The sequence below is a fragment of the Bradyrhizobium sp. 160 genome, from assembly GCF_023073735.1.
Taxonomy (GTDB): Bacteria; Pseudomonadota; Alphaproteobacteria; order Rhizobiales; family Xanthobacteraceae; genus Bradyrhizobium.
The window spans coordinates 95,134-121,099 of record NZ_JADPKD010000034.1; the positions used below are offsets into that span (position 1 = coordinate 95,134).

25 protein-coding genes are annotated in these 25,966 nt (G+C 64.5%); 13 read left to right on the forward strand and 12 right to left on the reverse strand.

The features are described 5' to 3' along the window. Position 1: 1 nt before the first annotated feature. From IVA98_RS14310 to IVA98_RS14340, 7 genes are all read right to left on the reverse strand, one after another. The gene (locus IVA98_RS14310; protein ID WP_247278119.1) at positions 2-220 is read right to left on the reverse strand and encodes a twin-arginine translocation signal domain-containing protein; all 219 of its coding nucleotides are present in this window, start codon (positions 218-220) and stop codon (positions 2-4) included. A gap of 29 nt (positions 221-249) precedes the next feature. After that, complete coding sequence (locus IVA98_RS14315; RefSeq protein ID WP_247305917.1) at positions 250-1,029, reverse strand: molecular chaperone TorD family protein; 780 nt, start codon at positions 1,027-1,029, stop codon at positions 250-252. A 121-nt stretch (positions 1,030-1,150) separates the two neighbouring features. Continuing rightward, positions 1,151-1,777, reverse strand: coding sequence for a DUF3306 domain-containing protein (locus IVA98_RS14320; protein WP_247305921.1), 627 nt, complete (start codon positions 1,775-1,777; stop codon positions 1,151-1,153). Further along, complete coding sequence (locus IVA98_RS14325) at positions 1,774-2,289, reverse strand: DUF3305 domain-containing protein (protein WP_247305923.1); 516 nt, start codon at positions 2,287-2,289, stop codon at positions 1,774-1,776. Before IVA98_RS14325 ends, IVA98_RS14320 begins: the two co-directional genes overlap by 4 nt. Then, a complete protein-coding gene (locus IVA98_RS14330; protein WP_247305926.1) occupies positions 2,286-3,293 on the reverse strand; it encodes a DUF6352 family protein in 1,008 nt (335 codons plus the stop codon). Before IVA98_RS14330 ends, IVA98_RS14325 begins: the two co-directional genes overlap by 4 nt. Further along, positions 3,290-3,829, reverse strand: coding sequence for a DUF6505 family protein (locus IVA98_RS14335; protein WP_247305929.1), 540 nt, complete (start codon positions 3,827-3,829; stop codon positions 3,290-3,292). The genes IVA98_RS14330 and IVA98_RS14335 overlap by 4 nt, the downstream gene beginning before the upstream one ends. Continuing rightward, positions 3,826-4,512: a biotin/lipoate--protein ligase family protein gene (locus tag IVA98_RS14340; protein ID WP_247306274.1), complete on the reverse strand. Its 687-nt coding sequence runs from the start codon at positions 4,510-4,512 to the stop codon at positions 3,826-3,828. The genes IVA98_RS14335 and IVA98_RS14340 overlap by 4 nt, the downstream gene beginning before the upstream one ends. A 218-nt stretch (positions 4,513-4,730) precedes the next feature. On the opposite strand from IVA98_RS14340, the gene IVA98_RS14345 reads away from it, so the two are divergent. Further along, positions 4,731-6,701: a 4Fe-4S binding protein gene (locus IVA98_RS14345; RefSeq protein ID WP_247305931.1), complete on the forward strand. Its 1,971-nt coding sequence runs from the start codon at positions 4,731-4,733 to the stop codon at positions 6,699-6,701. A 36-nt stretch (positions 6,702-6,737) separates the two neighbouring features. Here the strand turns inward: IVA98_RS14345 and IVA98_RS14350 are convergent, their stop codons facing one another. The 5 genes from IVA98_RS14350 to IVA98_RS14370 form a co-directional block, all read right to left on the reverse strand. After that, entirely contained in the window at positions 6,738-8,030 is a 1,293-nt protein-coding gene (locus IVA98_RS14350; protein ID WP_247355136.1) for a WD40 repeat domain-containing c-type cytochrome, read from the reverse strand. A 451-nt stretch (positions 8,031-8,481) separates the two neighbouring features. Further along, complete coding sequence (locus tag IVA98_RS14355) at positions 8,482-8,874, reverse strand: hypothetical protein (protein WP_247305936.1); 393 nt, start codon at positions 8,872-8,874, stop codon at positions 8,482-8,484. A gap of 783 nt (positions 8,875-9,657) precedes the next feature. Further along, complete coding sequence (locus tag IVA98_RS14360) at positions 9,658-9,876, reverse strand: hypothetical protein (protein ID WP_247305939.1); 219 nt, start codon at positions 9,874-9,876, stop codon at positions 9,658-9,660. A 538-nt stretch (positions 9,877-10,414) separates the two neighbouring features. Beyond that, positions 10,415-10,621, reverse strand: coding sequence for a hypothetical protein (locus IVA98_RS14365; protein ID WP_247305941.1), 207 nt, complete (start codon positions 10,619-10,621; stop codon positions 10,415-10,417). 223 nt (positions 10,622-10,844) lie between these two features. Beyond that, positions 10,845-11,972, reverse strand: coding sequence for a mandelate racemase/muconate lactonizing enzyme family protein (locus IVA98_RS14370; RefSeq protein ID WP_247305943.1), 1,128 nt, complete (start codon positions 11,970-11,972; stop codon positions 10,845-10,847). 266 nt (positions 11,973-12,238) lie between these two features. On the opposite strand from IVA98_RS14370, the gene IVA98_RS14375 reads away from it, so the two are divergent. The 12 genes from IVA98_RS14375 to IVA98_RS14430 all read left to right on the forward strand — a co-directional run bounded on the left by IVA98_RS14375 (position 12,239) and on the right by IVA98_RS14430 (position 25,966). Further along, a complete protein-coding gene (locus tag IVA98_RS14375) occupies positions 12,239-13,489 on the forward strand; it encodes an ABC transporter substrate-binding protein (RefSeq protein WP_247278130.1) in 1,251 nt (416 codons plus the stop codon). A 123-nt stretch (positions 13,490-13,612) separates the two neighbouring features. Continuing rightward, entirely contained in the window at positions 13,613-14,440 is an 828-nt protein-coding gene (locus IVA98_RS14380) for a helix-turn-helix domain-containing protein (RefSeq protein WP_247305948.1), read from the forward strand. A gap of 483 nt (positions 14,441-14,923) precedes the next feature. Continuing rightward, the gene (locus IVA98_RS14385; protein WP_247305950.1) at positions 14,924-15,934 is read left to right on the forward strand and encodes a branched-chain amino acid ABC transporter permease; all 1,011 of its coding nucleotides are present in this window, start codon (positions 14,924-14,926) and stop codon (positions 15,932-15,934) included. Between the two features lies 1 nt (position 15,935). Beyond that, positions 15,936-17,018 (forward strand): branched-chain amino acid ABC transporter permease, encoded by a 1,083-nt coding sequence (locus tag IVA98_RS14390; protein WP_247355137.1) that lies wholly within the window; start codon positions 15,936-15,938, stop codon positions 17,016-17,018. Further along, entirely contained in the window at positions 17,011-17,793 is a 783-nt protein-coding gene (locus tag IVA98_RS14395; protein WP_247305957.1) for an ABC transporter ATP-binding protein, read from the forward strand. Before IVA98_RS14390 ends, IVA98_RS14395 begins: the two co-directional genes overlap by 8 nt. Beyond that, complete coding sequence (locus tag IVA98_RS14400; RefSeq protein ID WP_247355138.1) at positions 17,786-19,996, forward strand: ABC transporter permease; 2,211 nt, start codon at positions 17,786-17,788, stop codon at positions 19,994-19,996. The genes IVA98_RS14395 and IVA98_RS14400 overlap by 8 nt, the downstream gene beginning before the upstream one ends. Positions 19,997-19,999: 3 nt before the next feature. Beyond that, on the forward strand, positions 20,000-20,833 hold the full coding sequence (locus tag IVA98_RS14405; protein WP_247278135.1) for a phosphoenolpyruvate hydrolase family protein: 834 nt from the start codon (positions 20,000-20,002) through the stop codon (positions 20,831-20,833). Positions 20,834-20,858: 25 nt separating this feature from the next. Continuing rightward, the gene (locus IVA98_RS14410) at positions 20,859-23,762 is read left to right on the forward strand and encodes a flotillin family protein (protein WP_247355139.1); all 2,904 of its coding nucleotides are present in this window, start codon (positions 20,859-20,861) and stop codon (positions 23,760-23,762) included. A gap of 10 nt (positions 23,763-23,772) precedes the next feature. Next, positions 23,773-24,210 carry an SRPBCC family protein gene (locus IVA98_RS14415; RefSeq protein WP_247305963.1) on the forward strand — a complete coding sequence of 146 codons (438 nt, stop codon included), beginning with the start codon at positions 23,773-23,775 and terminating at the stop codon, positions 24,208-24,210. A 2-nt stretch (positions 24,211-24,212) separates the two neighbouring features. Continuing rightward, the gene (locus tag IVA98_RS14420; protein WP_247305965.1) at positions 24,213-24,656 is read left to right on the forward strand and encodes an SRPBCC family protein; all 444 of its coding nucleotides are present in this window, start codon (positions 24,213-24,215) and stop codon (positions 24,654-24,656) included. 2 nt (positions 24,657-24,658) lie between these two features. Further along, complete coding sequence (locus IVA98_RS14425; RefSeq protein ID WP_247305968.1) at positions 24,659-25,477, forward strand: FAD binding domain-containing protein; 819 nt, start codon at positions 24,659-24,661, stop codon at positions 25,475-25,477. 12 nt (positions 25,478-25,489) lie between these two features. Next, the gene (locus tag IVA98_RS14430; RefSeq protein ID WP_157331004.1) at positions 25,490-25,966 is read left to right on the forward strand and encodes a (2Fe-2S)-binding protein; all 477 of its coding nucleotides are present in this window, start codon (positions 25,490-25,492) and stop codon (positions 25,964-25,966) included.

A 25,966-nucleotide genomic window follows, 5' to 3' on the forward strand; every position in this document is an offset into this window, starting at 1 on the left:
GTCAGCCTCCCTTGGCCGGATAACGATTGACGCGGTAAAACGCCTTGACGTGGTCGGACTCCTGGTAGCGCGCCTTGCGCTTCTCATCGTTGGTCTCACCGTCGGCCTGCGCCGACCCGACCAACGGTGTCGCGAGTGTCGCACCGACACCGACCGTGCCGATGCTGACCTTGCGCAGGAAGTCGCGGCGTCCCACTGTGGTCTTCTTGTCTTCACTCATCGCATCTCTCCTGGACCTGCGCACGCCGGTCAGTTGGCGAATGTGAATGCTTCCGTCTCGATCTCGATAAAGGTGCGACCGAGCGCGCCGACCGCCCGGTAGAAATCGGCGTTCCCGGCGCTCTCGATGTCTGCGAATAGTCGCCTCATCCACGGCGACACATGTTTCTCGAAGAAGGCGCGCTGTGCCTCTGGCGAGGCACCGAAGTGCCCGCCGGCAAGGCCCGACATGATCTCGCAAATGATAGCGGCGTGGTCCTCAGGTTCGGAATTGTTGGCAACGCGCTCGACGCCGAGCATCGTCAGGTCGCCGCGCAGGCGCGACAGCGGCCGTTCGTTGAGGAAGCCGGTGAGATAGTACGAGGCGTAAGGCAGCAATTCGCCGCGACCGAGCCCCACGAACAAATCGAAATATTCGCGCTCGACCTTAGCTGCGACTGCGCTTGAGGCGACGTCGGCGAGCGCCGCATGCGCGCGGCCGAGCGGCGTCGCGTCACCACTCAATGCCGAGAGCTGCTCGAGCAGTCGTTTCGACGGCGGCGCGGACAGCAAGGTTGCTAGCAACGCGTATTCCTGCGCGCGCGCAGCATCGACGGGGTCGATGAGCCCCGCTGGGACGGCTTCTTCGCTGTAGAGATCGGGCCGCAAATCGTTGCGTGGAATACCGGTGGCCGTTTCGACTGCAACCACCCGTTGTGCGGGTACCCGGGTCCAGTTTGAGACCGAAGGCTGGCTGATGCCGATTTTGCGCGCAAGCTGAGCAATGCCGCCTGCGGCATCGATTGCGCGATCAAGCCCGTCATCCCGCACGTGGACCTCCCATCCGAGTCCCGTCTGCTTGATTACTGCTTTTGTAACAGTGTTCTAACGAAATCGTAGTCCCGGTTCCACGGATGGTCAATCATCCGTCCATAGCCCGAACCTATAGCCTTTAGTCGTGCTGCTCGCGCGGCAGTGCACCACCGTGAATACGGTGCCTGATGGGCTCAGCGAAATCCGCAGATCTCTCCGCCACTGATGGTTGCACCGCAACAGAGGTTGCCGGACGTTCCGTGGCGCCTGCTGTCCCGACAATATCCGACGCGCCCGCCGCATCGGCTTGATCCAATTCCGCCGCCGAGGAATCCGCTGCTTCAATCGACGGCTCGGGGAGAGACTGCACCGCCTCACGCACGCCGCCGATGATGCGATCGACGAGCGCCGCCAGTTGTTCCGACGAGCAATCCAGCGGGCCAAAACCCGGCATCGCGGTCGGGTCGTTGAAGTCCCATGCGTTCTCCGCAAGCCCGACGAAGTCGCGAATGGCGGGGTCGGTCGTCCACGCGCGGCGAAGAGCCGCACGGCTCAACTCCTGGGGAATACCCTTGCGCAGAAAGGCGGTGATGTCGGTCGCAGCGTTGATCTCGTCGATCGACGGCAGGCTCGAGAGATCGAACTCGCTCTCATCGTGCTTGGCCGCAGACTGCGGCGTGGGCTGCGCCCGGGCAGGCTCCGCCGGCTCCGCTTGCGCCTCGCGCTTGCGGCGGGACCAACGTGCAAGGAATTCCTCCTCAGTCATTCCTGTCCGCCTTCATGTTCGCGCCGCGCCAGCGCCTCCGGATCAGCGCGGCGCCGCTTGCGCTTGACGAACTCCCGCTCGACATGGTGCTCGACCACGAACCTTTCAATTACTTCCCGCAGCATCTCCGGCATCGGCACGGCCTCGACCAGATTATCGGCGGCTTCGGTAAAGCCCTCGCCCTCCGCGGGGTCTGCGGTAACCGCAGTGACGGCATAGGGCCAGGCGCCTTCCGAGGGCGACAGCACAGTCCAGATGCTCGGATTGCCGGAGGCGAGATTATCGCGATAGCGCGCCGTCTCGGACGGATAGAGATCCACGGTCGCGCTTCCGGCATAGAACAGGGTCGTGCCATCCTGCTCGCGAAGCACGGTCCAGGGTTGTGTCGCCGGCTCATCCGGCAGGACAGCAATTCCGCGCCAGACGAAGTCAACCCAAGGCGAGGCAGCCTTGCGCCGCTCGACGACGACGCCGACAGAGATGGATGCGAGTGGCGATGCCGCGGGGCTCATGTGAACATCTCCAGGCGCTTCACCGGCAGGCCGGTCAGCAGATTTTGTGGCTTCATCCGGAGCTTCTGATCCGCCGTCATCGACAGGATCAGGTAGACGGGCTCGTCCCGGAGGTCGTCGTGCGCGCGGCTCGAATCCGCAAAAATCAGCCGGAACAGTGCAAGCACCCGGTCGGCGTCGCGCTCGTCGACTTCTTCGCCGTGCCACAGACGGTCGCCAAGCCTGGTGGCCTCGGCATCGAGCCCGACATACCAGGTGAGCTTTGCGTCCTGCAACGTGCGCAGCGGCTCGATCGTGACCTCGATGCCGAGCAGATGAGACACCCAGCGCGTCATCGCTTGTGCCAGCGCAGTTGGTCCGCGCCCACCGGCCGTGAGGTCGAGGGCCATGTCGAACTGGTCGCTGCGCTGCCAATAGGTCTCGACATTCTCTTCGCTCAATACATCGCACATCGCCTCGTTGGTGGCGCCCAGCATCGACATCAGGGAGAGCACCGGGGTCGGGCTCCGGCCGCCGACGATCTCCTCGTCGCCGAGCAGCAGGGCGTGCTCATGCGGCAGGATCCGCTGAACCCGGAAGAATAGCTCGGCGGCGCGGAGCACAAACGGGTCGTCGCAGCCATCGAGCGCGTTGCGCAGGATGACATGTACCAGCTGGTTGACGAACAGCGGCGGCAGGTCGTTCGCGCCTGATCGCAGCGATGCAAGATAGGCCGCTTCGAGCGTCGGATGCCGCAACAGGAGATCGCGAAAGGCCAGCACGAACCGCCAGTTCTCCCGGGCGTCGGTATCGGAAATTCCGGCAATTTCGTCGCCGCCGACCCCCTGACGCGGATCGGCGAGCAGCTCGCGATGCAACCGGCGTTCGACCGGACACGCATCGTCGGGCGGCATCAGCTCGGGACGGGCAAAATAGGCCTTGAGGAATTCGTCGGTGACGCACAGCCCACCGCCCTCGTCGCGATCGAGCAGATGATGGCCGCAGGCGATCCAGAAATCATTCATCTGACGGTCGGCTCCCGGCCCAGATCCGCAAGCCTGACATCGCCGTCAGGCTGGACGTCGTCCTCCACTTCCATGAACGAGAACGCCTTGCTGTGCCCCTGCCCTTCGCGGAGCTTTAGTCGGCGAAAGGACTCGCGGACTTCGCCGTCGCTTGAAGCCCGGTGCACTGCAATAAGGGAGCTGATCGGATGACTGCACAGCGACTGCGAGAACGCCACCTCTTCTTCCGCGGCCGTCATCGCTGTGGCCATGTCCGGCGCACCGAGACGATCGATAAGTTGCCTGGCAAGGAGATCGATCAGGCTGCGGTGATCGTCCTCGGTCGCCGGAACGATCTGCGCCAGCGTCGACCAGCCCCAGGATTGCACCCCGAGGAACCCGCCGCGAAACGCCGCGCGCGCCTTGCCCTCGAGCTTCGCAGCATCGCAATCCCAGAAGCGGAAAGCACCGGAGACGGCCCATTCCCCCGGCTCCGCCGCCACGTCGAACACGAAGGTATCGGAGGGATCGAGCGCGATGGTACGCAGAAGCTTCACAGCCGCGGCCCTCCGAGTGCCGGGTCGAGCCAGGATGGAGCCGCGAGCGCCTGCACGAGATCGCCACGCTCGATCTCGCCCGCCCCAATCCGGCGCGTGAGGAGATCGCCGCGATCGTCGATGCGCAGAACGGTCTGCCGTTCGCGGGGCATGCGGGAAAGATATTCTCGCGCCACGCCTTCAAAACCGCTCGCCTGCCAGTCATCGAATGCGAGCATCAGGTGCCGGGCAAAGCTCTCCGTGATCTGCACCGCACCAGCCTCGCCAAAGCCTTCCTGGTCGAGCGCCGAAGCGAGCGGGTGAACACCCCGCTCGTCCTCGTTCATGGCAACCGTCCGGATCATCGCGCCGAAAACCATCCATGGTGGCGACGCGTCCTCGTCAGCCTCAGGAGGCCATCCCATCCGCCCACCGCCGACCAGCCCCCCATCGATCCTGACGGCGTCGGGCCAGCCGATCGTGATCGGCTTGCTCGGCGGTGCGTAGGCACGCAAGGCATCGGTGAGCGCGATCATGCCGGCGTAGAACGCGCGCCGCGCCGTACGTAAGGGCTCGGCTGGCTCCAGCACCACGGCGAACTCCGCCAGATCAAAGCGGCCGACATAGACGAGTGTTCCGGCGCCGCTCTCCGGTGCAATGCGGCATGCGTGGGCAAAAGCGTCGCCACTCTCGCGCAGCCGCACCAATGTGAACGGCGGCGGCAGATGAATCGGTTCCGCCAGGGAAACATGGCTGACTGGGATCGACGGCAGGCCGTCCTCCGCTTTCCTTTTCTTCCCGATGGATAAGTTCTATACGAGGCGAAGGGCCGGCGCGAGTCCGTCGTCGGTGCCGGATTGGCGGAGGGGTTAACCTGGAGCAGCCATCCAAGACGGTCCTGATCTGCTCGTGCGAAGACACGATGCGTCTCGACGCGGCCACGATTCAGCGCGGATGTCCCAACTGCGAAATCAAAAGCTTTCATCATCTCTGCGGCGCCGAGCTCGATCACTTCCGCAGCGCAGCGGCCGCTGGCGGCGCACTGACGGTCGCCTGCACGCAGCAGGCCGCGCAGTTCACTGATGAGGCCGGCGAGCGGCCTGATGCGATCAGCTTCGTCAACATCCGCGAAACGGCCGGCTGGTCGCGAGATGGCGCGCGCGCCGGCGCGAAAATGGCTGCCCTGCTCGCTTCCGCCTCCATCCCAGCGCCGGACTATCCGCTCGTCACTTTGTCGAGCGAGGGCGTGGTTCTGATCTACGGACGCGATGAGGCCGCGATCGAGGCCGGCCGCCTGCTTGCCGATCACCTCGACGTGACGGTGATGCTGAAGCAGCTCGACGAGATCGTGCCGCCCGCTGCAACGGTCTTCCCGATCGTGAAGGGCACGATCCGCTCAGCAAAGGGACATTTCGGCGCCTTCGAGCTTGCGATCGACGATTACGCGCGCCCCCGCCCGTCTTCGCGCGATCGCTTCGTACTGGACGCACCGCGAAGCGGGGTCACCTCGCGCTGCGATATCGTGCTCGACATTTCCGGTGGGATGCCATTGTTTCCTGCCCACGCGTTACGCGACGGCTATCTGCGCGCCGATCCGAGCGATCCCACCGCCGTGCTTCGCGCCGTGCTGACCGCGCGAGACCTCGTCGGCAGCTTCGACAAGCCGAAATATGTCGACGTCACGCCCGCTCTTTGCGCCCATTCGCGTTCGAAGCGCACGGGGTGCCGGCGCTGCCTCGATCTCTGCCCGACTGGAGCGATCACGCCTGTCGGCGATCATGTCGCAATTGATCCGAACATCTGCGCGGGCTGCGGCCAATGCGCCGCCGCCTGCCCGACCGGCGCGGCATCTTATACGCTCCCGCCCGCCGATACGCAGCTTCAGAGAATTCGTGCCATGCTGCTGGCTTACCACAAGGCCGGTGGCACGAATGCGGTGCTGCTCTTTCATGATAGCCCGCACGGCACGCCATTGATCGATGCCTTGGCGCGGCATGGCGATGGCCTGCCGGCAAACGTGCTCCCCTTTGCCGTCAACGAACTCACGCAAGTCGGGCTGGAGGCGATCGTCGGGGCCTTTGCCTATGGCGTATCGGCCATACGATTCCTGCTCCGCGCAAGACCACGCCACGATGTCACCGGACTGTCACAGACGATCGGCATGGCTGAAGCGATCCTTGGCGGCCTCGGCTTTGAGGGCCGCCGCCTCGCGACCATCCAAACGGATGATCCCGACGCGCTCGGCGAGCATTTGGCTGCTATCGGCACACTCGCGGCCGTCGCGACGCCCGCGACCTTCAAGACCGTCGGCAAGCGGCGCGACCTTTTGCGGTTCGCCCTGAGCGAGTTGCATCGGCTGGCGCCGACGCCGGTCGACGTGATCGCCCTGCCCAAGGGTGCGCCGATCGGCGCAATCAGCGTCGATACCAGCGGCTGTACCCTATGCCTGTCTTGCGTCTCGGCCTGCCCGACCGGCGCGCTTCGCGACGATCCCGAGCGGCCAGTGCTCAAGTTCGTCGAGGACGCCTGCGTGCAATGCGGCCTGTGCCAGAGCACCTGTCCGGAGAAAGTCATCAGCCTCAAGCCGCAGATCGATTTCCGCGCGGCACGCGCCTCCGCCGTGACTATCAAGGAAGAGGAGCCCGCACTCTGCGTCCGCTGCGGCACGGCCTTCGGCGTCAAGAGCACGATCGACCGCATCGCAGCCAAGCTCGAGGGCAGGCACTGGATGTATCCGGCCGGCGACAAGCGGGTCGCAGCACTTAGGATGTGCGCAGACTGCCGCGTCATCGTCATGAGCGAACAGCAATTCGACCCGTTCAAGGGCGTTCCGGAACGAACGCCGCCGCGAACGACGGATGACTATCTACGCCAACGCGATGGCAAGGATTAGGCGAAGCGGCCAACTTCGCAGGGTCGGAAGGGGCAATTATTGCGACGTTGCGCGGCCCAAGAAGTCCGTCAACGCACGGCGGTCCTCGGCCGAGCCGATGCGCTGCTCCGGCATTTTGGTGCCGGGGGTATAGGCATTCGGTCCAACCTCGAACAATCGTGCGACCGTCTCCGGCGTCCAGACGATGTCCATACTCTTCAGCGCGTCGGAGAAGCGATAGCCCGGCAGCGAAGCGATCTTGCGACCGTATAGTCCGGCAAGCGTCGGCCCCGCACGCTGAACATCCTTGTCCGACAGGGTGTGACAGGCCACACAGGCCCGAAATACATCGGCGCCACGATCGCCGGCATAGGCGGCGAGCGGATCCGCCGGCGTTCCCGAGAGGTTCGAACCAATGGGATCGCCGGTGCGCGCATTCCAGCGCCTGATCCTGCCGTCCGCGCCACCCGTCATGAGTGTTTTTTCTCGATCCGGAAGGAAGGCGATCGACCATACCGGCAAGCCGGACACGACCAGCGTTCGCAGCAGACTGCGCGACTTGCGGTCGATGATCGCAACCGTGCCGCCGATGCCGGCCGCGGCGATCAACATCCCGTCTCCCGATATCGTCAAGGCCACCACCGGCGTGGGACCGGCCGCGACCTCGCCGCTCGGCTTGCCGTCTGTGGTCAGTATCCGCAGCGTGCCGTCGACCGCGCCCGTGACGATTTCACCGTCCGGCGCCGCAGCAACGACGTTGAGCGGCGCCGGCAACGTCACGACTTCAGGTTGGCCGTCCGGCAAATGCCAGATGCGCAAGGTGAGATCATAGCCGACGCTGAGAAGCGACTTGCCGTCCGGCGTGAAAGCGACACCGTTGACGTTCTGCGAATGACCTTCGAGCACGCGCGACGCGCCGTCCGATAGGGACCAGAGCCGCACGGTCCGATCCCATGAAGCCGATGCGAGAAGCGCTCCATCAGGAGAAACCGCAAGCGCCACGATTGGACCTCGGTGTCCTTCAAACACCCGGTCCGGCTGCTGCCGGCCCGGCATCCACACTGCAATTCGTGCATCGGCGCCCGCTGTGACCATGCGGCCGTCCTTCAGAAAGGCGACCGCATTGACGGCGTCAGCGTGATACCGCAGCACTTGCTCTGCCGTATCGGTCTTCAGGGACCAGCGGATGGCCGCTGTGTCGAAGCTGCCGGACAGGAGGCCCTCGCCATCGGGGGAAATGGCGAGCGCCCGTACGGGGCCGCCATGTCCCACCATGTCGGCGTGCGCGAATGATAGGGCGAAGATGGCCCACAGGGCTGCGGCGCCGCCCGTGCAGAAAGGTAACCTCATCATCCGTCACCGGCTCTGGTCACGTTCACGGCCTGAAGATTGCCAGAAGCCCACGGAGATGAAAATCCGAACCCATTTACTTGGCTGGTGCCGTCGTGCTCTTGGACGACCCTTCAGGCGCGGGCTGCATTCCAGGCGGACTCTGACCTTGGGGACTTTCGGCGGGCGCACCACCCGAACCCGTATTGATTGGACCCGTCCAGCCTTGCGGTTGTGGTTGGCCCTTCTCCTCGGGCCGGGTTGGCGCCGCAGATGAATTGGTTTGTGGAGGTTCAGCGGAGGCGCGCTCGAAGAGGCAGAGTGCTGCAAAGCACAAAATCGTTGTCAGCAATTTCACGTTGGATCCTCCGAATGTGCGTACTAAACGGGCTGACACTGCATTCCGTTCCGACCGTGTGCGTCGCAGCGGGCTGGCGTTGCGCCTCCTGCTTGAATGCCGGTGATCCCAAGACTAATCTCTGGCGGCCACGTCAAGGATGACGGCATGCAGAGGCGAACCCGGCCATTTCTGCAGATGCTGGCGCGACTGCGCGCTTTGCGCGCGCTTGATGGATCGCAAGATCCCGATTCCCGAGACGCCTCGCCCTTCCTGATCCTCGTTGCCGCCGTGCTTGCGCTTCTTCTTGCGATAGTGGAAATCGACAGGAATCGCGCCGCACTTCAGTCCCTCGGCTTGATGGGTGATGCACTTTCCGTCGATGCGATGTTCAAGAGCCCGTAGGCGGCTTCTGGCTTGATACGATCGACGAGTTTGCTCGCGCCAAGCGGTATCGTATAACAGCTTGACGTTTCGATCGAGGGAGGCTGCGGATGAGGGCTTTTCTTCTTGGCTGCGTCGCGGCAACGGTGATCGCGATTGCAGGGATGGTGATCTTGGATCGAGTCCAGGAGCCAGTCGCGCAAGCGTTTGCCACAACCGGGGTACGTCTCTGAGACACCGTCTCAGGACCATGTTCAACATTCTTGGCGGCATGATCCCCGAGATCGGCAATTATGGCATGTGGCCAAGCAGCCACTATTCTCAAGGCGTTGCTGGTCGACGCTGCCGCCGAGCACTGAACCAATAAATGCGAAAACAACCCCATGCACAGTAGAAGGCCCTTGTTTCCAAAGGACAATTTCCTGAGAAAACAAGTCCATGTCACAGATGCTTTTGACACGTCGGGCAAAACAGGGGCATGATGTCATCATCGACGCGGATGTCGCCTCTGCGCCTCGATCCAAATTTCCGCGGCCCTGACCTGCACCGGATAGAGCCGCAACGGTGGGCTCGGCCAGTCCGAGGTGATCGCCCCATCACTCAAATCGAATGCTGCCGCAACTCGGCTCAGCCTCGACGACATCGCGGAGAAGGTTGGGTATGCCGCCCTCTACGCTCCGCGCTCCCAGGCGACGGTTGATGGGAATGCGGCAATCGTCCAGACGCAGCATTGCAAGCGGATGAAAAGCGGCACGCTTCAATCAGCGCCGCCATCGACCCGGCCCGTAGTCGGCCAATTATCGGCCAGGCGCAACGGGAGCTGCCGAAGAGTGTTTCGTAAGTTCACGACGGCAGCGTCTGGCCCGACGCTGCCCAACTCGATGCTCGTCCAAGCGTCGGCTGTCTAGGGTGTCCCCCGTTTTGCCTTTAGGACCACGGCGGTTCTTCGCTCGGCCCGGCCGCCTCGGCATGGATCGTGACCCCCGCCGAACGCAACCCGGTCAGGAACACGGTTCTTACGGAGGCAGGATCGAATCCAATATCCTTGGCGTTTGGTGGATGCGCCTCGCTGCCCTTCAATCGGAGTGCCAAGTGCAAATGCTCGCAAAGGTGCTGAACGACAAGATTGACCTGATCGTCAGTCATGATCCGCTCTTCCTGCTACCGTTTTGCTACCCAACAGATAGCACACATGGAAATAGAGCGGTACGCGATTGGACCACCCCAAGGATCAACCCCACGCGAATGCCCATGGCCGGCTTCCAAATCTGCGCCTATCGGCGCAGACCTGAACTGACCAGCAGGCAACTAGAATGGCGCTTTTGGCCCCAGAGCAGACCTCTGGCAGAGAGCCTCCCTTCGGCGGGTTGCGGTCACATGGCCGAGCTATGGCTCATGGTTCTCAACGCGCATTTATCTCCGAGTTCGACGCCGCACGGCCCCAACACATGGGACTCTTGAGCGTTTGCCGTTGCTTCTTTCCATCGCCTTTTGCACCCGAGTGCTAAGGTTTCGAAGCTCTGCAAGTTGAGAATTGAGCGAACAGACACGGTGGTGCAGAATGACCATACGGTCGCAGACCCGATCACGACTACTCATTACGCGCCCCTGGAAGGCTGCTTAAAAAAAACGCAGACGTCGGCCAAAAAATAAAAGGGACTTTCAAATCAATGGTAGCATCGTTTCACGTACAAAATGTGAAGCGGCACACACATGCAGGAATGTATTCCACCGCCGCGCCCGGGCCGATTACCGAGGCGGCGCCTTTTGAGAAGACGACCGGCTGTTTCGAGGGATCCTTGTGGTTGTCCAGGTTCTTGGCGGAGTCCGCGACATCCGAAACGAGCAACGTGATGTCAGGCCGCCGGCCGATGACCGGCATTGTCGCCATAGGCCTCTCCCGATAGAGCCCGAGGCCTTCGGTCACAGCCAGGTCTTTGAAGCAGAACAGGCAGGCGTCCTCGGTCGCGGGTGCACCCCTCGGCATTCTCGATGATCACCTGAAAGGTCCGACGGCGACAGCGCTGATGGCGCGCGCCATTTCCGCGGCCGCCGGCTCGCGATGACATCGCCACCCGGCGGGCGGGTTGGTCGGAAGCCGACGAATCTCTAATCTAAATGGTGCGATGACGCTCGATAGATGACAGATCAGGCGCTACTCCGAGGCCCGGCTCTTCCTCCAATTCAACCGTGCCTTCCCTCACGTTGAGGAGCGGACCGCAAAACAGATCGCGCAAGGGATTGTCGTTCGCATCGACTTCCAGCCAGCCATTACCTCCGATACCGGCGAGCAGGTGCGCGGATGCAAGCAAGCCAAGACCTCCACCGAGATAGTGCGGGCAAAACGTCTTGCCCGCCTTCAGAATGTCGCGAGCCAGTGGAGCGCAGACACTCAGCCCGCCCCATTTCGCAATATCGGGCTGAACCACGCCGAGCACCTCTTCGGCCAGCACTTCCCTGAAACCCTCGGCGCTCGAAATGTTTTCGCCGGCGGCAATCGGCATCTTCGCTGCGGCGTGCAGCCTGCGCCATTCCTCGCGCGGCCGGTCAGCACGGATCGGCTCTTCCAGCCAGCGCAGATCGAACTCGGCAAGCCGCGGCAGCATCTCCATCGCCTGCGCGACTGACCAGCCCTGATTGGCATCGGTAGCAAGCATGCCGGGGCCGACGATCCGGCGCAGCGCCGCCAAATTGGCGAGGTCGGTCTCGGCGCCGAACCCGACCTTCAGCTTCAGCGCGCGATGGCCGCGCTCGAGCGCGGCCTCCGCCGTCTGCGCCGCACCGCCGGGATTGATGCCGCTGGCATAGACCTTGATCTTGCGCGACTGACCGCCGAGAAGCCGCCACAGCGGCAGGCGCTGGCGGCGCGCGGAGAGATCCCACAGGGCGAGATCGATGCCCGAAATCGCCTGCGCGAACGGACCAGGTTCACCGCATTGAAGCGCCAGAACTTCGGTGCTTTTGGTCAGCGCCTCGAAGGCCTGGGCAGGACTATCGAATTTGCGTCCGACGAGGCCGGGGGCGAGCACCTCGTTGACGAGCCGGGCGCGATGCTCCGCGCCTGGAGCCGGAAAGTTGGACCAGGCTTCGCCCCATCCTTCGACGCCGTCCTCGTCGACAGCGCGAACGAAGACGGCGGGCCGGTTGAGCATCTTGCCGAACGACGTCACCACCGGCGTTGCCAGCGGATAGCGATAGCAGAACGCCTCGATCGCGCGGATGGTGAAGCTGTCAGTCGTCATGTTGCAGATCCTGCGGGTCGAGATCGACGAGTGGCGGCCGCCACTATCTCAACAGGCGCGCGCGAAGTCACCGGTCACGTGCTGCACCGCGAAACCATTTGCGCCGCAACATCCAAAATGAGACTGCCCGTCAAGCCGAACGAGGCGCCCGCGCATGCACCGCATGCGACTTCGGCTAGCCTTCCCGTCAAATCCGCCAGCCTTTCGAGCTGCGGGCGCCGCGCCGATTGGCACGGCGACAAATCGACGACACAGGGAGGAGCACCATGTCGAAATGCAGTGTGGGACTGCTGGCGCTGAGCAGCCTGTTTCTTTCGGGCGCCGCGATCGCTCAGGAGAAGATCAAGGTGGGCGTGACTGCGACGCTCGAAGGCACCTACACGGTGCTCGGCGAGGACGGCATGCGCGGCCACCAGACGGCCCTCAACGTGCTTGGCAAGAAGGTCGGCGACAAAGAACTCGAATTCATCGTCGCCTCGACCGACGCAACGCCCGACTCCGCCGTGCGCGCGGTGCGCAAGCTGATCGAACAGGACAAGGTGCAGATCCTGCTCTCACCGCTCTCTGGCGACGAGGGCATCGCGGTAAAGAATTTTGCAAAAACGCATCCCGAGCTGACCTTCATCAATGCGGCTTCCGGCGCCCAGGAGACGACTTATGTCGATCCGGCCCCGAATTTCTTCCGGTACAACATGGACGGCGCACAGTGGCAGGTCGGCCTCGGCAAATACGCCTATGACGAAAAGAAGTATCGCAAGATCGCCACCGTCGGCGAGGATTACTCCTTCATTTACACCCAGGTGTTCGGCCTCGTGCTCGAGTTTTGCGGTGCCGGCGGACAGGTCACCAATCGGCAATGGGTCCCGCTCGGAACGAAAGATTTCGCCTCCGTCATCGCCGCCCTGCCCGACGATGTCGATGCCATCTATCTCGGGCTCGGCGGCGCGGATGCCGTCAACTTCCTCAACCAGTATCAGCAGGCCGGCGGCAAGGCGCACCTGATGGGCGGTTCCATCATGATCGACCAGACCATCCTGTCGTCGAAGGGCAACGCCAAGAACGCGCTGATCGGCACCATTGCGGCGAGCGGCCAGGCCGATACCTGGGAAGATCCGGGCTGGCAGAAGTTCGTGAAGGCCTATCAGGACGCCTTTCCGCCCAACAAGCGCTTCCCGAGCCCCTCGCTGCTCGCGACCAACTACTATGATTCAACCATGGCGCTGATCCTCGCGCTGCGCCAGGTCAATGGCGACCTCTCCAATAACCAGGCGAAGTTCAAGGAAGCCCTGGCGAAGATCGAGCTCGACGCGCCGAACGGCAAGATCAAGCTCGACTCCAATCGCCAGGCGATCGGCACCAACTTCGTCACTGAGGTCGTCGACGACGGCAAGGGCGCGCTGTTCAGCAAGGTCGTGAAGGTGATCCCGAACGTGAACCAGACGCTCGGCTATGATCCGGCCGTGTTCTCGAAGATCGGGCTGCCGAGCCGCACAGTACCGGAATGTAAGAAGTACTGACGCATCACGCCTGCACCGCACCGGCGGAGAGCGACTTGCTGACGCGGTCGCTCTCCGCTCTTGCAATCTCGCCGGGGTTGTTGAACGCTGGCCGAAAAGACAAGAACATTCGGAGGGGAAGGCATGAGCCGTGCGCTCGCCGTCTTCCACGGCCGGTTCGGCCGGGCGACGGTTTATCAGTTGAACCGCCCTTTCAATATCCACGCCCATCGTGAAGGTCATCTGATCTTCCATGTCGGCGGCATGCCGGCATGCATCGATGTCTGCAACGGGCATTATGATCTCACCGAATCCTCTGTCGTTGCCGTCAATCCGTGGGAGCCGCACAACTTCCTGCCGGCCGATGTCGACGGCGGCGCGATCTTCTTCGTGCTTTACGTCAATGCCGAATGGTTTGCGCCTGATGCCTCCGGCTCCGACCGGTTGCGCTTCGGCCGCACCCAATTCAAGCGCACGCCTGCGCTTGACAAGCACATCAGGCGAACCGCCGCGCTCGTGTGCGGCGCACCATCGCTTTCCAGCCTGGATTCCGAGCTGCGGCGGCTGATCGACATCTGCTACGATGAAAGCTGGCAACAGGCCGAGATCGCGCGCGATCCGCGCGCCAATGGTGCCGTGACCGACTTCCGTGTGCGCAAATGCATCAGGCTGATGTCGGAGAGCCCCGGGGCCGAGATGGAGCTCGATACGATCGCGCGGGAATCCGGTTTGTCTCGACCGCATTTCTACCGGCTGTTCCGCGTCCAGACCGGCGTCACGCCGAATCTCTATCTCAACACGCTGATCATGGAACAGGCGCTCGAAGCGCTGGTGGCGAGCGAGGCGCCGATCGCCGATATCGGCTTCGATCTCGGCTTCTCCTCGCAAAGCGGCTTCACCCGCTTCTTCGCCGCCAATGTCGGGATGGCCCCGACCGATTATCGTCGCGCGGCCAAAGTTTTGCGCACCTAGCCACTGCGCGAAAAGATACTCACGATCAAACGTCCTGCTCGCAGCCCGGCTAGAATGTGGGCAACGCGATCTCGCTAGAGAATTGCGAGTCCAGGGAGGACGTTCGCCCATGGCAGGGCTCGCAGCCGATCACGGCTTGCACGCCGCCTCGTCCCACTTGCGGGGAGAGGGTTGGGCTGCACCCGCGCCGAAGCCCGTCATCGAGCGCGCCTTTGGCGCGACCCGTTGGACGCGACCTCTCCCCGGAAGCGGCAGGGTTATCGGATATGATCTCTTGGAGTGGCCTGAGCAAGCGCCGCATCCTTCGAGACGCCCGCGCCGCGGTCTCCTCAGGATGAGGCTAATTGGCATCCGGCCCGTTGAACCTGCTGCCGTACACTCCGCCCTCATCCTGAGGGGCCCGCCAAAGCGGGCGTCTGGAAGGATGCGCCGCAGGGAATCGCTTCCCACATGCGATTGCCCTGCCGCAAGCGGGGCGAGACCATGAGCCGCTTTGTCGAACGCCATCCCGTCTGGGCGCTGATCCTGATCATTGCCATTGCCGTCGTGCTTTGGCTGGTCTTCGCGGTCTGGCCGCCGGGCCTCGAAGAGGCGATCGGCCGCAAGCGCGTCTTCCTCAATGCCGTCTTCAACGGCATCACGCTCGGAGGGCTCTACTTCCTCGTCGCCAGCGGCTTCACGCTGATCTTCGGCCTGATGCGCAACGTCAACCTCGCGCATGGCTCGCTCTATCTGTTCGGCGGTTATGTCGGCTACGCCATCAGCGCCTCGACCGGCTCCTGGATCCTCAGCTTCATCGTCGCTTTCATCCTGACCGCCCTGGTCGGCGTCCTGCTCCAGGTGATCGTGTTCCGCCGGATGGAGGGACAGGATCTCAGGCAGACCATGGTGACGATCGGGCTTTCGATCGTATTCGCCGACCTCATGCTGTGGGCCTGCGGCGGCGACTTCTACCAGATCCAGACGCCGAATTGGCTGATCGGCCCGGTGGAGCTGCCGCTAATCACGGCGATCAAATCCTCGGGCGAGCCGGTCTATCTCAGATATCCGCTGGTGCGGCTCGTGATCTTCGCCGCTTCCGTGATCATCGGCGTGGCGATGTGGCTCGCCCTCAACCGCACCCGGATCGGCATGATCATCCGTGCCGGCGTCGATGATCGCGATATCCTTGCTGCGACCGGCGTGCGCATCCAGCTCGTGTTCGTGCTGGTGTTCGCCTTTGGCGCAGGACTTGCCGGCATCGCCGGCGTGGTCGGCGGCACGTTCCAGTCATTGTCGCCCGGCGAGGACATCCGCTTCCTGCTGGCGTCCCTCGTCGTCGTGATCGTCGGCGGCATGGGTTCGATCCCCGGCGCCGCACTCGGCGCACTGATCATCGGCCTCGCCGAACAGCTCGGCTCGGTCTACATCCCGACCTATGCCATCGTCGTGACCTTCCTGATCATGGTGCTGGTGCTGGCCATCCGGCCGCAAGGCCTATTGGCGAGGCGCTGAGATGTCGCTCGCCCACGATGCACGGCTTGCCGTACGCCCCGCCACAATGGCGCAGCGCCCGGCACGGACGTGGCCGGAGGTCAACAATCCCGCCGCCTGGATCGTCGCGGTTATTCTCCTGATCATGCCGCTTATCGCCAACGGCTTCTTCCTGATCGAGATCTTAGCCTCCACCTTGATCCTCGGCACCATGGCGCTGAGCCTGATGTTCCTCGCCGGCTATGGCGGCATGGTCAGCCTGATGCAGCTTACCATCGCGGGGTTCGCGGCGTACATGGTCGCCGTGTTCGGCGTCAGCGGCAATGCCAATATCAGCCTGGGCTGGCCGTGGTGGCTCGCGGTGCCGATGGCGCTGACGCTGGCGACCGCTTTCGGCACGCTCGGCGGCGCGCTCGCGGTCCGCACCGAAGGCATCTACACCATCATGATCACGCTGGCGATCGGCGCGGCCTTCTACTATTTCACCAACCAGAACTGGGCGATCTTCAACGGCCATACCGGTATCAACACCGTCGCCACGCCGCACTTCTGGGGCGTGAACTGGCGCGCCGACATTCCCTTCTACTACGTCGTGCTCGCGGTCGCCGCGCTCTGCTATTTCGCAGTCGAATATCTCTCACGCGCGCCCTTCGGTCTTGCCCTCCAGGGCGTGCGCGACAATCCCAGGCGCATGGCTGCGCTCGGCTTCAACGTCAATGCGCACCGCGTCGCGGCCTATGCGTTCGCCTCGTTCGTGGCCGCGCTGGCCGGGGTGCTCCAGGTCTGGAACTACCGTCAGATCTCGCCGGGATCGGTCAGCGTCGGCGCCTGCATCGACGTGCTGATCATCGCCGTTGTCGGCGGCATCACGCGCCCGATCGGTCCCTTCATCGGTGCGCTGATCTTCGTGCTGCTGCGCACATTCGCGCTCGACTTCCTGGTCAGGCTTGGCCTGGATGGCAACCGCTTCCGCCTGCTGATCGGGCTCGGCTTCCTCGCCATCGTGTTCTGGTCCTCGGACGGCGTCATCGGCCTATGGCAGCGATGGCGCCAACGTCAGCGCCGCAGGCCGGACCGTTCCGGCGGAGGGCGCCGCCATGGATAGCGTCGCTCAACGCCTCTCCGCCGTGGGCGCCGGCGCTGCGCTGGAGCTCCGAGGCGTGACGCGCCTGTTCGGCGCGCTGGCGGCGCTGACCGACGTCACCATCACGGTGCGTCCAGGTGAGCGGCGCGCAGTGCTCGGTTCGAACGGCGCCGGCAAGACCACGCTGTTCAATTGCATCACCGGCGACTTCCCGCCCTCCTCCGGCACCATCCGCTTCTTCGGCGAGGACGTCACGCACTTCCCGCCTTATGAACGCATCCGGCGCGGATTGCGGCGGACCTATCAGATCTCGGCGCTGTTCCCCGGCCTCACCGTGCAGGATAACGTCTATCTCGCCTGCCGCGGCGTCTCGCGCGGACGCTTCTCGTTCCTGCGTCCGGGACAGACCGATGCTCTGATGCATGTGGCGGACAATCTCGTCCAGGCCGTGCATCTTTCCGCCGTGAAGGACCAGCGCGTGGCCGAGCTCGCGCATGGCCAGCAGCGCCAGCTCGAGATCGCGCTCGCGCTCGCGGGCGCCCCGCGCTTTGTCCTGTTCGACGAACCGGCCGCCGGCCTGTCGCCAACCGAACGGGCCGAGCTGATCGAGATCCTGACCTCGCTGCCGGCGCATATCGGCTACATCATCATCGAGCACGACATGGACGTCGCTTTACGCGTCGTCGAGAGCGTCACGATGATGCACAACGGCCGCATCTTCAAGGAAGGCCTGCCGCAGGAGATCCAGTCCGATCCCGAGGTGCAGGAGCTTTACCTCGGAGGCGGTCATGAATGAGGTCCGCCGCAGCAAGGCCGCGCTCGAGGTCCGCGGCCTCGATGTCTACTATGGCCACTCGCACGCCCTGCAAGGCGTCGATCTCACACTGGAGAGCGGCGTGTTCTCCGTCGTCGGCCGCAACGGCATGGGCAAGACCACGCTGTGCAAGGCGATCATGGGTCTAGTGGGCGTGAGCGGCGGCTCGATCCGCGTTCGTGGCGAAGACATCACGCGGCGGCCTCCGGCCCAGATCGCCAGGCTTGGCGTCGGCTATGTGCCGCAAGGACGCCGGCTCTGGCGCTCGCTCAGCGTCGACGAGCATTTGCGGCTGGCCGGCGGCCTCCGGCCCGGCGCCTGGACTGTCGATCGCATCTACGAGACCTTCCCGCGGCTCGCCGAACGCAAGGATCACGGCGGCGGCCAGCTCTCCGGCGGCGAGCAGCAGATGCTGGCCATCTCTCGCGCGCTACTCACCAATCCGCATCTCCTGATCATGGACGAGCCGACTGAAGGCCTCGCGCCCGTCATCGTGGCGCAGGTCGAGGAGATGCTGCTGCGGCTCGGTGAGGACGGCGACATGTCCGTGCTCGTGATCGAGCAGAATATCGGCGTCGCCACCGCGATCTCGCGCAACGTCGCGATCATGGTCAACGGCCGCATCAACCGCATCATCGACTCCGCCCGCCTCGCCGCCGACCGCGAGCTCCAGCAGCGCCTGCTCGGCGTCGGACTTCACGCCGAGCTCGAGCCGGATATCGATGTCGCCGCATCCGGCGTCGAAGCCAGGCCGGCGCCGGCGCCGCGCCGCGACGGACCGATCCGCATCTACATCTCGAACCCGACGCTCCCGACCCGATGGTCGCAACCGGTACCGATCGCCCGCATCGAAGCTGCTGCGCGCACGGTCTCGACGCAAGTCACCCGGCTCGATGAGACGGCGCGGCGCAAGCGCGAGCCGGTGACGACGCAGGCCGCCGGCCCGCCTGTGACGTTGGTCGTCGGCACGCTCGACACCAAAGGCCTTGAGCTGCGCTTCATCCGCGACATCATCGCGGAAAGCGGCCTGCGCACACGGCTGGTCGATGTTTCGACGAGTGGCAAGCATTCGTCGTGCGATGTCTCCGCGCAGGAGATCGCCCTGAACCACAGCCGTGGCGGCGCAGCGGTGTTCGGTCCCGATCGTGGCGCCGCCGTGACCGCGATGGCTGATGCTTTCGCCAACTGGCTGCGGCGCCAGGGCAATGTCGCCGGAGTGATCTCGGCCGGCGGTTCGGGCGCAGCGTCGCTGGTCGCCCCGGGCATGCGCGCGCTTCCCGTCGGCGTACCCAAGCTGATCATCTCCTCCGTCGCCTCGGGCGATGTCGGGCCCTATGTCGGTCCCGCCGACATCACGATGATGTACTCGGTCACCGACGTGCAGGGGCTGAACTCGATCTCGCGGGCGGTGCTGGCCAATGGCGCCAATGCGCTCGCCGGCATGGTCAAGGCGCGGCTCGATGCCGGCGCCGCAATGGCGCGCGAGGCCGGCGGCCTGCCAGCGGTCGGTATTACCATGTTCGGCGTTACCACGCCGGCCGTTCAGAAGATCGCGGCCGAGTTGCGTGACGATGTCGAATGCCTGGTGTTCCATGCCACCGGCGTCGGCGGACGCTCGATGGAGAAGCTCGTCGAGTCCGGCCAACTCGCCGGAGTCATCGACCTCACCACGACCGAGATCTGCGATCTGCTCATGGGCGGCGTGTTTCCTGCGACCGAAGATCGCTTCGGCGCAATCATCCGCAGCCGCGTGCCCTATGTCGGCTCGGTCGGCGCGCTCGACATGGTCAATTTTGGCGCGCCCGGGACCATTCCCGAACGCTACCGCGGCCGCAAGTTTCACGTCCACAATCCGCAAGTGACGCTGATGCGGACAACGGCCGAAGAGAACGAGCGCATGGGCCGCTGGATCGCTGAGCGGCTCAATCAGATGGATGGCCCTGTCCGCTTTTTCCTGCCCGAGGGCGGCGTGTCCGCCCTCGATGCGCGGGGCCAGCCGTTCTGGGATCCGGACACCGACAGCGCGCTGTTTCGCACGCTGGAGCGCACGGTGCGGCAGACCGGCAACCGCCAGCTCATTCGCGTGCCCAAGAACATCAACGATCCCGAGTTCGCCGCCGCCATTGTCAGTGCGTTCCGAACCCTGTTCGGCCGCACCAAGGTGCGCCGAAGAGTAGCGAGGTGACCGATGGCGAGGTTTGAACGCGCAGCGCTCCTGAAGACCTTTCGCGACATGGCAAGGCGCGGTGAGCCGATCGTCGGCGGCGGCGCCGGCACCGGTCTATCAGCCAAGTGCGAGGAAGCCGGCGGCGTTGATCTCATCGTCATCTACAATTCGGGCCGCTATCGGATGGCCGGCCGCGGCTCGCTCGCGGGTCTGATGGCTTACGGCGATGCCAACGCCATCGTCGTCGAAATGGCGAACGAAGTGCTGCCCGTCGTCACCAGGACGCCGGTGCTGGCGGGCGTCAACGGCACCGATCCATTCCGCGACATGGACGTGTTTCTCGACCAATTGAAGGCGCTCGGGTTTGCCGGCGTGCAGAACTTTCCGACCGTCGGCCTGATCGACGGCGTCTTCCGCGCCAATCTCGAAGAGACCGGCATGTCCTATGCGCTGGAGATCGACATGATCGCCAAGGCGCACGACAAGGACATGCTGACCACGCCCTACGTGTTCAGCGAGAAGGAGGCCGCCGCAATGGCGATCGCGGGTGCCGACATCATCGTCTGTCACATGGGCCTGACGACCGGCGGCACCATCGGCGCGCAGACCGCACTGAAGCTCGAGGATTGTCCCGCGCAGATCGACATCTGGGCGTCCGCTGCGCTCAGCGTCAATCCGGACATTCTGGTGCTGGCTCATGGCGGCCCGATCGCTGATCCCGCCGATGCCGATTTCATCATGAAGAACACCCGCCATTGCCACGGCTTCTACGGGGCGTCCTCGATGGAGCGACTGCCTGTGGAGCGGGCGCTGACGGAGCAGGTGCGTCAATTCAAGGCGATCGGCGCGCGGTAACGCCGAAGGTACGAGGGAGGGAAAGATGTCGGGGATTCTCGTCGGTGAATTGATCCTCTGGCTGATCGTCGCGATCGTCGTGATCGTGGTCGGCGTCTACATCGTCAACTGGCTCTACCACCGCTCCTCGAAGGAGACCTCGTTCGTCCGGACCGGCTTTCTCGGCGAACGCGTGGTCATCGACGGCGGCGCCTTCGTGCTGCCGTTCATCCACGACTACACGCCGGTCAACATGAACGTGCTGCCGATGGGCATCGTCCGCTCCAAGCAGGACGCCGTGATCACCCGCGACCGCATGCGCGTCGACATCGAGGCCGACTTCTATGTCCGGGTCCAGCCGACCCGCGAAGCGGTCTCGATCGCGGCCGCGACGCTCGGCCGCCGCACCATGGAGCCCGAGCAGCTGCATGCGCTGCTGGCCGGCAAATTCATATCCGCGATCCGCTCGGTCGCCTCCGAAATGACCATGGAGGAGATGCACGAGCGGCGCGGCGACTATGTCGCACGCCTCAAGACCAATGCATCCGAAGCCCTCGCCCAGAATGGCCTCGAGCTGGAATCGGTCGCGATCACCGATCTCGATCAGACCGACCTGGAGTTCTTCAACCCGTCGAACCGGTTCGACGCCGAAGGCCTGACCCGCCTGATGGAGGATATCGAGGCCAAGCGAAAGCTGCGCAACGATATCGAGCAGGACTCGATGATCAAGATCCGCTCGCGCAATCTGGAAGCCGAGCGGCAGGCGCTCGAGATCGAGCGCGAGAGCGAGACCGCGCGCCTCGAGCAGGAGCGCGACATCGAGATGCGCCGCGCCCTTCAGCGCACTGAGGTTGCCCGCGAACGCGCGCTCCGCGAGACCGAGGCCGAACAGGCGCAGATTTCTGCGCGGGAGGCCATCGAGCGCGCGCGCATCGCCAATGATCAGGCGATCGCGGAGGCCCGCATCGCCTCCGAGCGCGAGACCCGGCAGAAGGAGATCGAGCGGACGCGTACCATCGAGGAGAAGGAACTGCTGGCGCGCGAGGAGATCGAGAAGACCCGGATCGCCAACCAGCGCTCGATCGACACCACCCGCATCGCCTCGGAGCGCGAGGTGCGCCAGCGCGAGATCGAGCGGATGCGCACGGTCGAGGAAGCCGAAATCGCCGCGCGCGAGGCGGTCGAGAAGGCGCGGATCCAGCAGGATCGCGTCGTGACCGACGCCCGCATCGCCAACGACGAGGAAACGAGGCGCCGCGAGATCGAGCGCACGCGTGCCGTGGAAGAGGCAGAGATTGCCGCGCGCCAAGCCACCGAAAAGGCCCGCATCGCCCAGACCATGACGGTCAATGTCGAGCGCATCTCCTCGGACGAGCGCACCCGCGCGCTGGAGATCCAGCAGGTGCGAACCATCCAGGAGGCCGAGATCGAGGCTCAACGCGCCGTCGAGGCGGCCCGCATCGCCCGCGAGCGGACGCTCGCGGCAGAGCGCATCGCCGCCGAACAGAACACACGGCAACTCGAGATCGAGCGCAACCAGGCGCTCGACGTCGCCGGCATTGCAGCGCGCGAAACGACGGAGGCCACGCGCATCGCGCAGGAGGAGCGCGTGCGCTCGCTTGAGATCGCCCGCAACCGCGCCGTCGAGGAAGCCGATATCGCCTCGCGCGAGGCGATCGAGGCGGCCCGCATCGCCCAGGAGAAGGCGGTTGCGGCCGAGCGCATCCAGGCCGAGCGCGAAACCCGCGCACTGGAGATCGAACGGACCGGCGTCTTGGATGCGGCCGAGCTGAAGCGGCGTGACGCGATCGAGCGCCAGCGTATCACGGTGGATCTGGCGCTCGAGGCCGAACGGATCAATTCCTCCAAGAAGCGCGAGGTGCTCAACATCGAGCAGAAGAAGGCGATCGAGATCGCCGACGAGGACCGCGTCATCGCGCTGTCCACAAAGAAGTCCGAGCGGATCGACGCCGATCGCCAGGTCCGGCAGGCAGAGATCGCCGCACGCAAGGAGGTCGAGACCACCGACGTCTCGCGCGAGCAGGCGCTGGAAGCCGCCCGGATCGAGCGGCGTCGCGCCATCGAGCAGCTCGAGGTCGCTCGGGTGCAATCCTTGCAGGAAGCCGAGATTGCCGCGCGCGAAGAAGTCGAGCGCGCCCGCATCTCCTCCGACCGCGGCCTCGATGAAGCCCGGATCGGCCGCGAACGCGAGCTGCGCAAGCTCGAAATCAATCGCGAGAAGGAGGTCGAGACCGTGCTGATGGAAAAGGCGATCGCAATTCACACGAAGTCGCTGGAGGAATCCGCGGCCAAGGCATCAGCCGAGGAAGCGCGGATGCGCGCCACGGAAGCCACCGAGCGCGTCATCACCGCACGCGAGAACGAGATTGCCAAACGTCGCAAGGGCGTAGAAATTCTCATCGCCGAGAAGCAGGCCGAGGAGACACGGATCGCCGCCGAGGCCGAGCGCGTACGCGCGGCCGTGGAAGCAGAAGCGCAGCGATTGCTCAACGAGGCCGAGAACGTTCTCACCGACCAGGCGCGCTACTCCCTCTTCCGCAGAAAGCTGCTCGACCGCATCGAGGGCATCGTACGTGAGAGCGTCAAGCCGATGGAGAAGATCGAGGGCATCCGCATCCTCCAGGTCGATGGCCTCAACGGCAATGGCCACGGAAATGGCAATGGCGGCCGCAGCGCCACCGACGAGGTGATCGACTCTGCCTTGCGCTACCGCGTGCAGGCGCCGCTGATTGACTCGCTCCTGTCGGACATCGGCGTCGAGGGCGGCAGTCTCGCAAAAATGCCGGGCCTGATCCGCGAGGCGCGCGACATGCAGGGCATCAGGGATTCCGCGCGCAAGAGTGGTGGCGGCGACAAGCCGGCGGCCTCCCCGCCTGCGGCCGAAGGCGGCGAGCCGCCGGCCGAGCGCGGGCCGAGAAAGAAGAGCTGAGGTCTAATCCATGGCTCGCGTCTATGTCTCCACCATCGTCAACGCCCGCAACGACCGCGTCTGGGCGCGGGTGCGCGATTTCAACGGCCTGCCGAACTGGCATCCGGCCATCGCCGAAAGCCGGATCGAGGGCGGCGAACCCGCCGACAAGATCGGCTGCGTCAGGGATTTCCGCCTGCGCAACGGCGACCGCATCCGCGAGAAACTCCTGGGCCTGTCCGACTACGACATGTTCTGCACCTACTCGATCCTGGAATCTCCGATGGGCGTCGAGAACTACGTCGCGACCTTGCGGCTGACGCCCGTCACCGACGGCGACCAGACCTTTGTGGAATGGACCGCCGAATTCGACTGCGCGCCGGAGCGCGAGACCGAGCTCGTCAGCACCATCGGCGGCGGCGTGTTCCAGGGCGGCTTCGACGCCCTGAAGCGCGTGTTCGGAGGTTAGCCGTGCCGCATATCGTCAAGAGCACGATCCTGAGCGCACCGACGGATGCGGTGTGGGACGTGCTGCGGGATTTCAACGGCCACGACCGCTGGCATCCGGCGGTTGCGACCTCCTCGATCGAACGCGCTCAGGCCTCCGACAAGATCGGCTGTATCAGGCGCTTCAAGCTCAAGGATGGCTCCGAGCTGCGCGAGCAGTTGCTGGCGCTGTCCGACCTCGAGCAGACCTTCAGCTATTGCCTGCTCGATACCCCGATCCCGATGTTCAATTACGTCGCCCATGTCCGCCTGCTGCCGGTGACCGATGGCGACCGCACCTTCTGGCATTGGGAATCGCGCTTCACCACCAAGCCCGAGGATAGGGACCGCATCACCCACATGGTCGCGGAAGACATCTACCAGGCGGGATTCGAGGCGATCCGCCGCCATCTGAAGGAGGCCGCCTAACCATGGCTGTGACCGTAAAGACCTTTGCCAGCGCCAGCGAAGCGGCCGGGGCAATATCCTCGGACCGCAGCGCGCGCTATCTCGGCGGCGGCACGCTGGTGATGCGGGCATTGAACGAGGGCGACGTCTCGATATCGACGATCGTTCGCGCCAGTGACCAGGCGCTGACCCGGATCGATGCGTCCGGCCCACGCATCACGCTCGGTGCCGGCGTCACTTTCGCGAGAATTCTCGGCGAGCGCGACCTCGCTTTCCTGCACGCGCCCGCCCGTTCGATTGGTGGTCCTGCCGTGCGCAACATGGGCACCGTGGGCGGCAATCTGTTCGCGCCCAATCCTTACGGCGATTTCACCGTGGCGCTGCTGGCGCTCGACGCCACGGTCGCGCTGCAAGGCAGCTTCGGCGCCCGCGACATCGCGATCGAGGAATTCCTGCAATCGCGCGAGCGGCAATCCGGCGCGTTAGTCCTGTCGGTCTCCTGCACGCGGCCGGCCAGCGCCGAGGCCTTTCGCTATCGCAAGATTGCCCGCATCAAGCCGAAGGGCGGCTCGGTCATCACGCTGGCCGCCCATCTGCCGGTCAGCGGCGGGCGCATCGCCGGTGCTCGCATTGCGCTCGGCTCGATGGCACCGACCCAGATCCGCGCCAAGGCCGCGGAACGTGCCCTCGAAGGACGCACGCTCGATACCGCGAACATCAATGCAGCCGCCTCTGCCGCAATCGAGGGCACATCGCCCGCGGACAACGCGCTCGGCAGCGCCTGGTATCGCCGCGAGATCGTCGGCGTCCATCTCCGCCGTTTGCTGTCCGGTCAGGAATAGACAAGGACCAACATGTCCAAGACGCCTCTGCAATTTCGTCACAACGGCCGCGACGTCGCCATCTTCGTCGATGGCGGCACCAACCTGCTGGTCGCCTTGCGCGAGCTGATCGGTGACATGACGCCTAAGTTCGGCTGCGGCCAGGGCGGCTGCGGCACCTGCAGCGTGCTGATCGACGGAGAACTCCACCTCTCCTGTCTGACGCTCGCCGAGACCGTCGCCGGCCGCTCCGTCGAAACGCTCGACGGCCTCAAGCAGGGTCCGAACTTGCACCCGCTCCAGCGCGCCTTTGCCGACAATTTTGCCGCCCAATGCGGCTATTGCACGCCGGGCATGCTGATGGCCGCGAAGGCGCTGCTCGATCGCAATCCGTCCCCAAGCCGGGCCGACGTGATCGAGGCGATCTCCGGCAATATCTGCCGCTGCACCGGCTACGAGCCGATCATCAATGCCATCCTCGCCGCCGCCGGTGGCCGGGCCAGCGCCTGA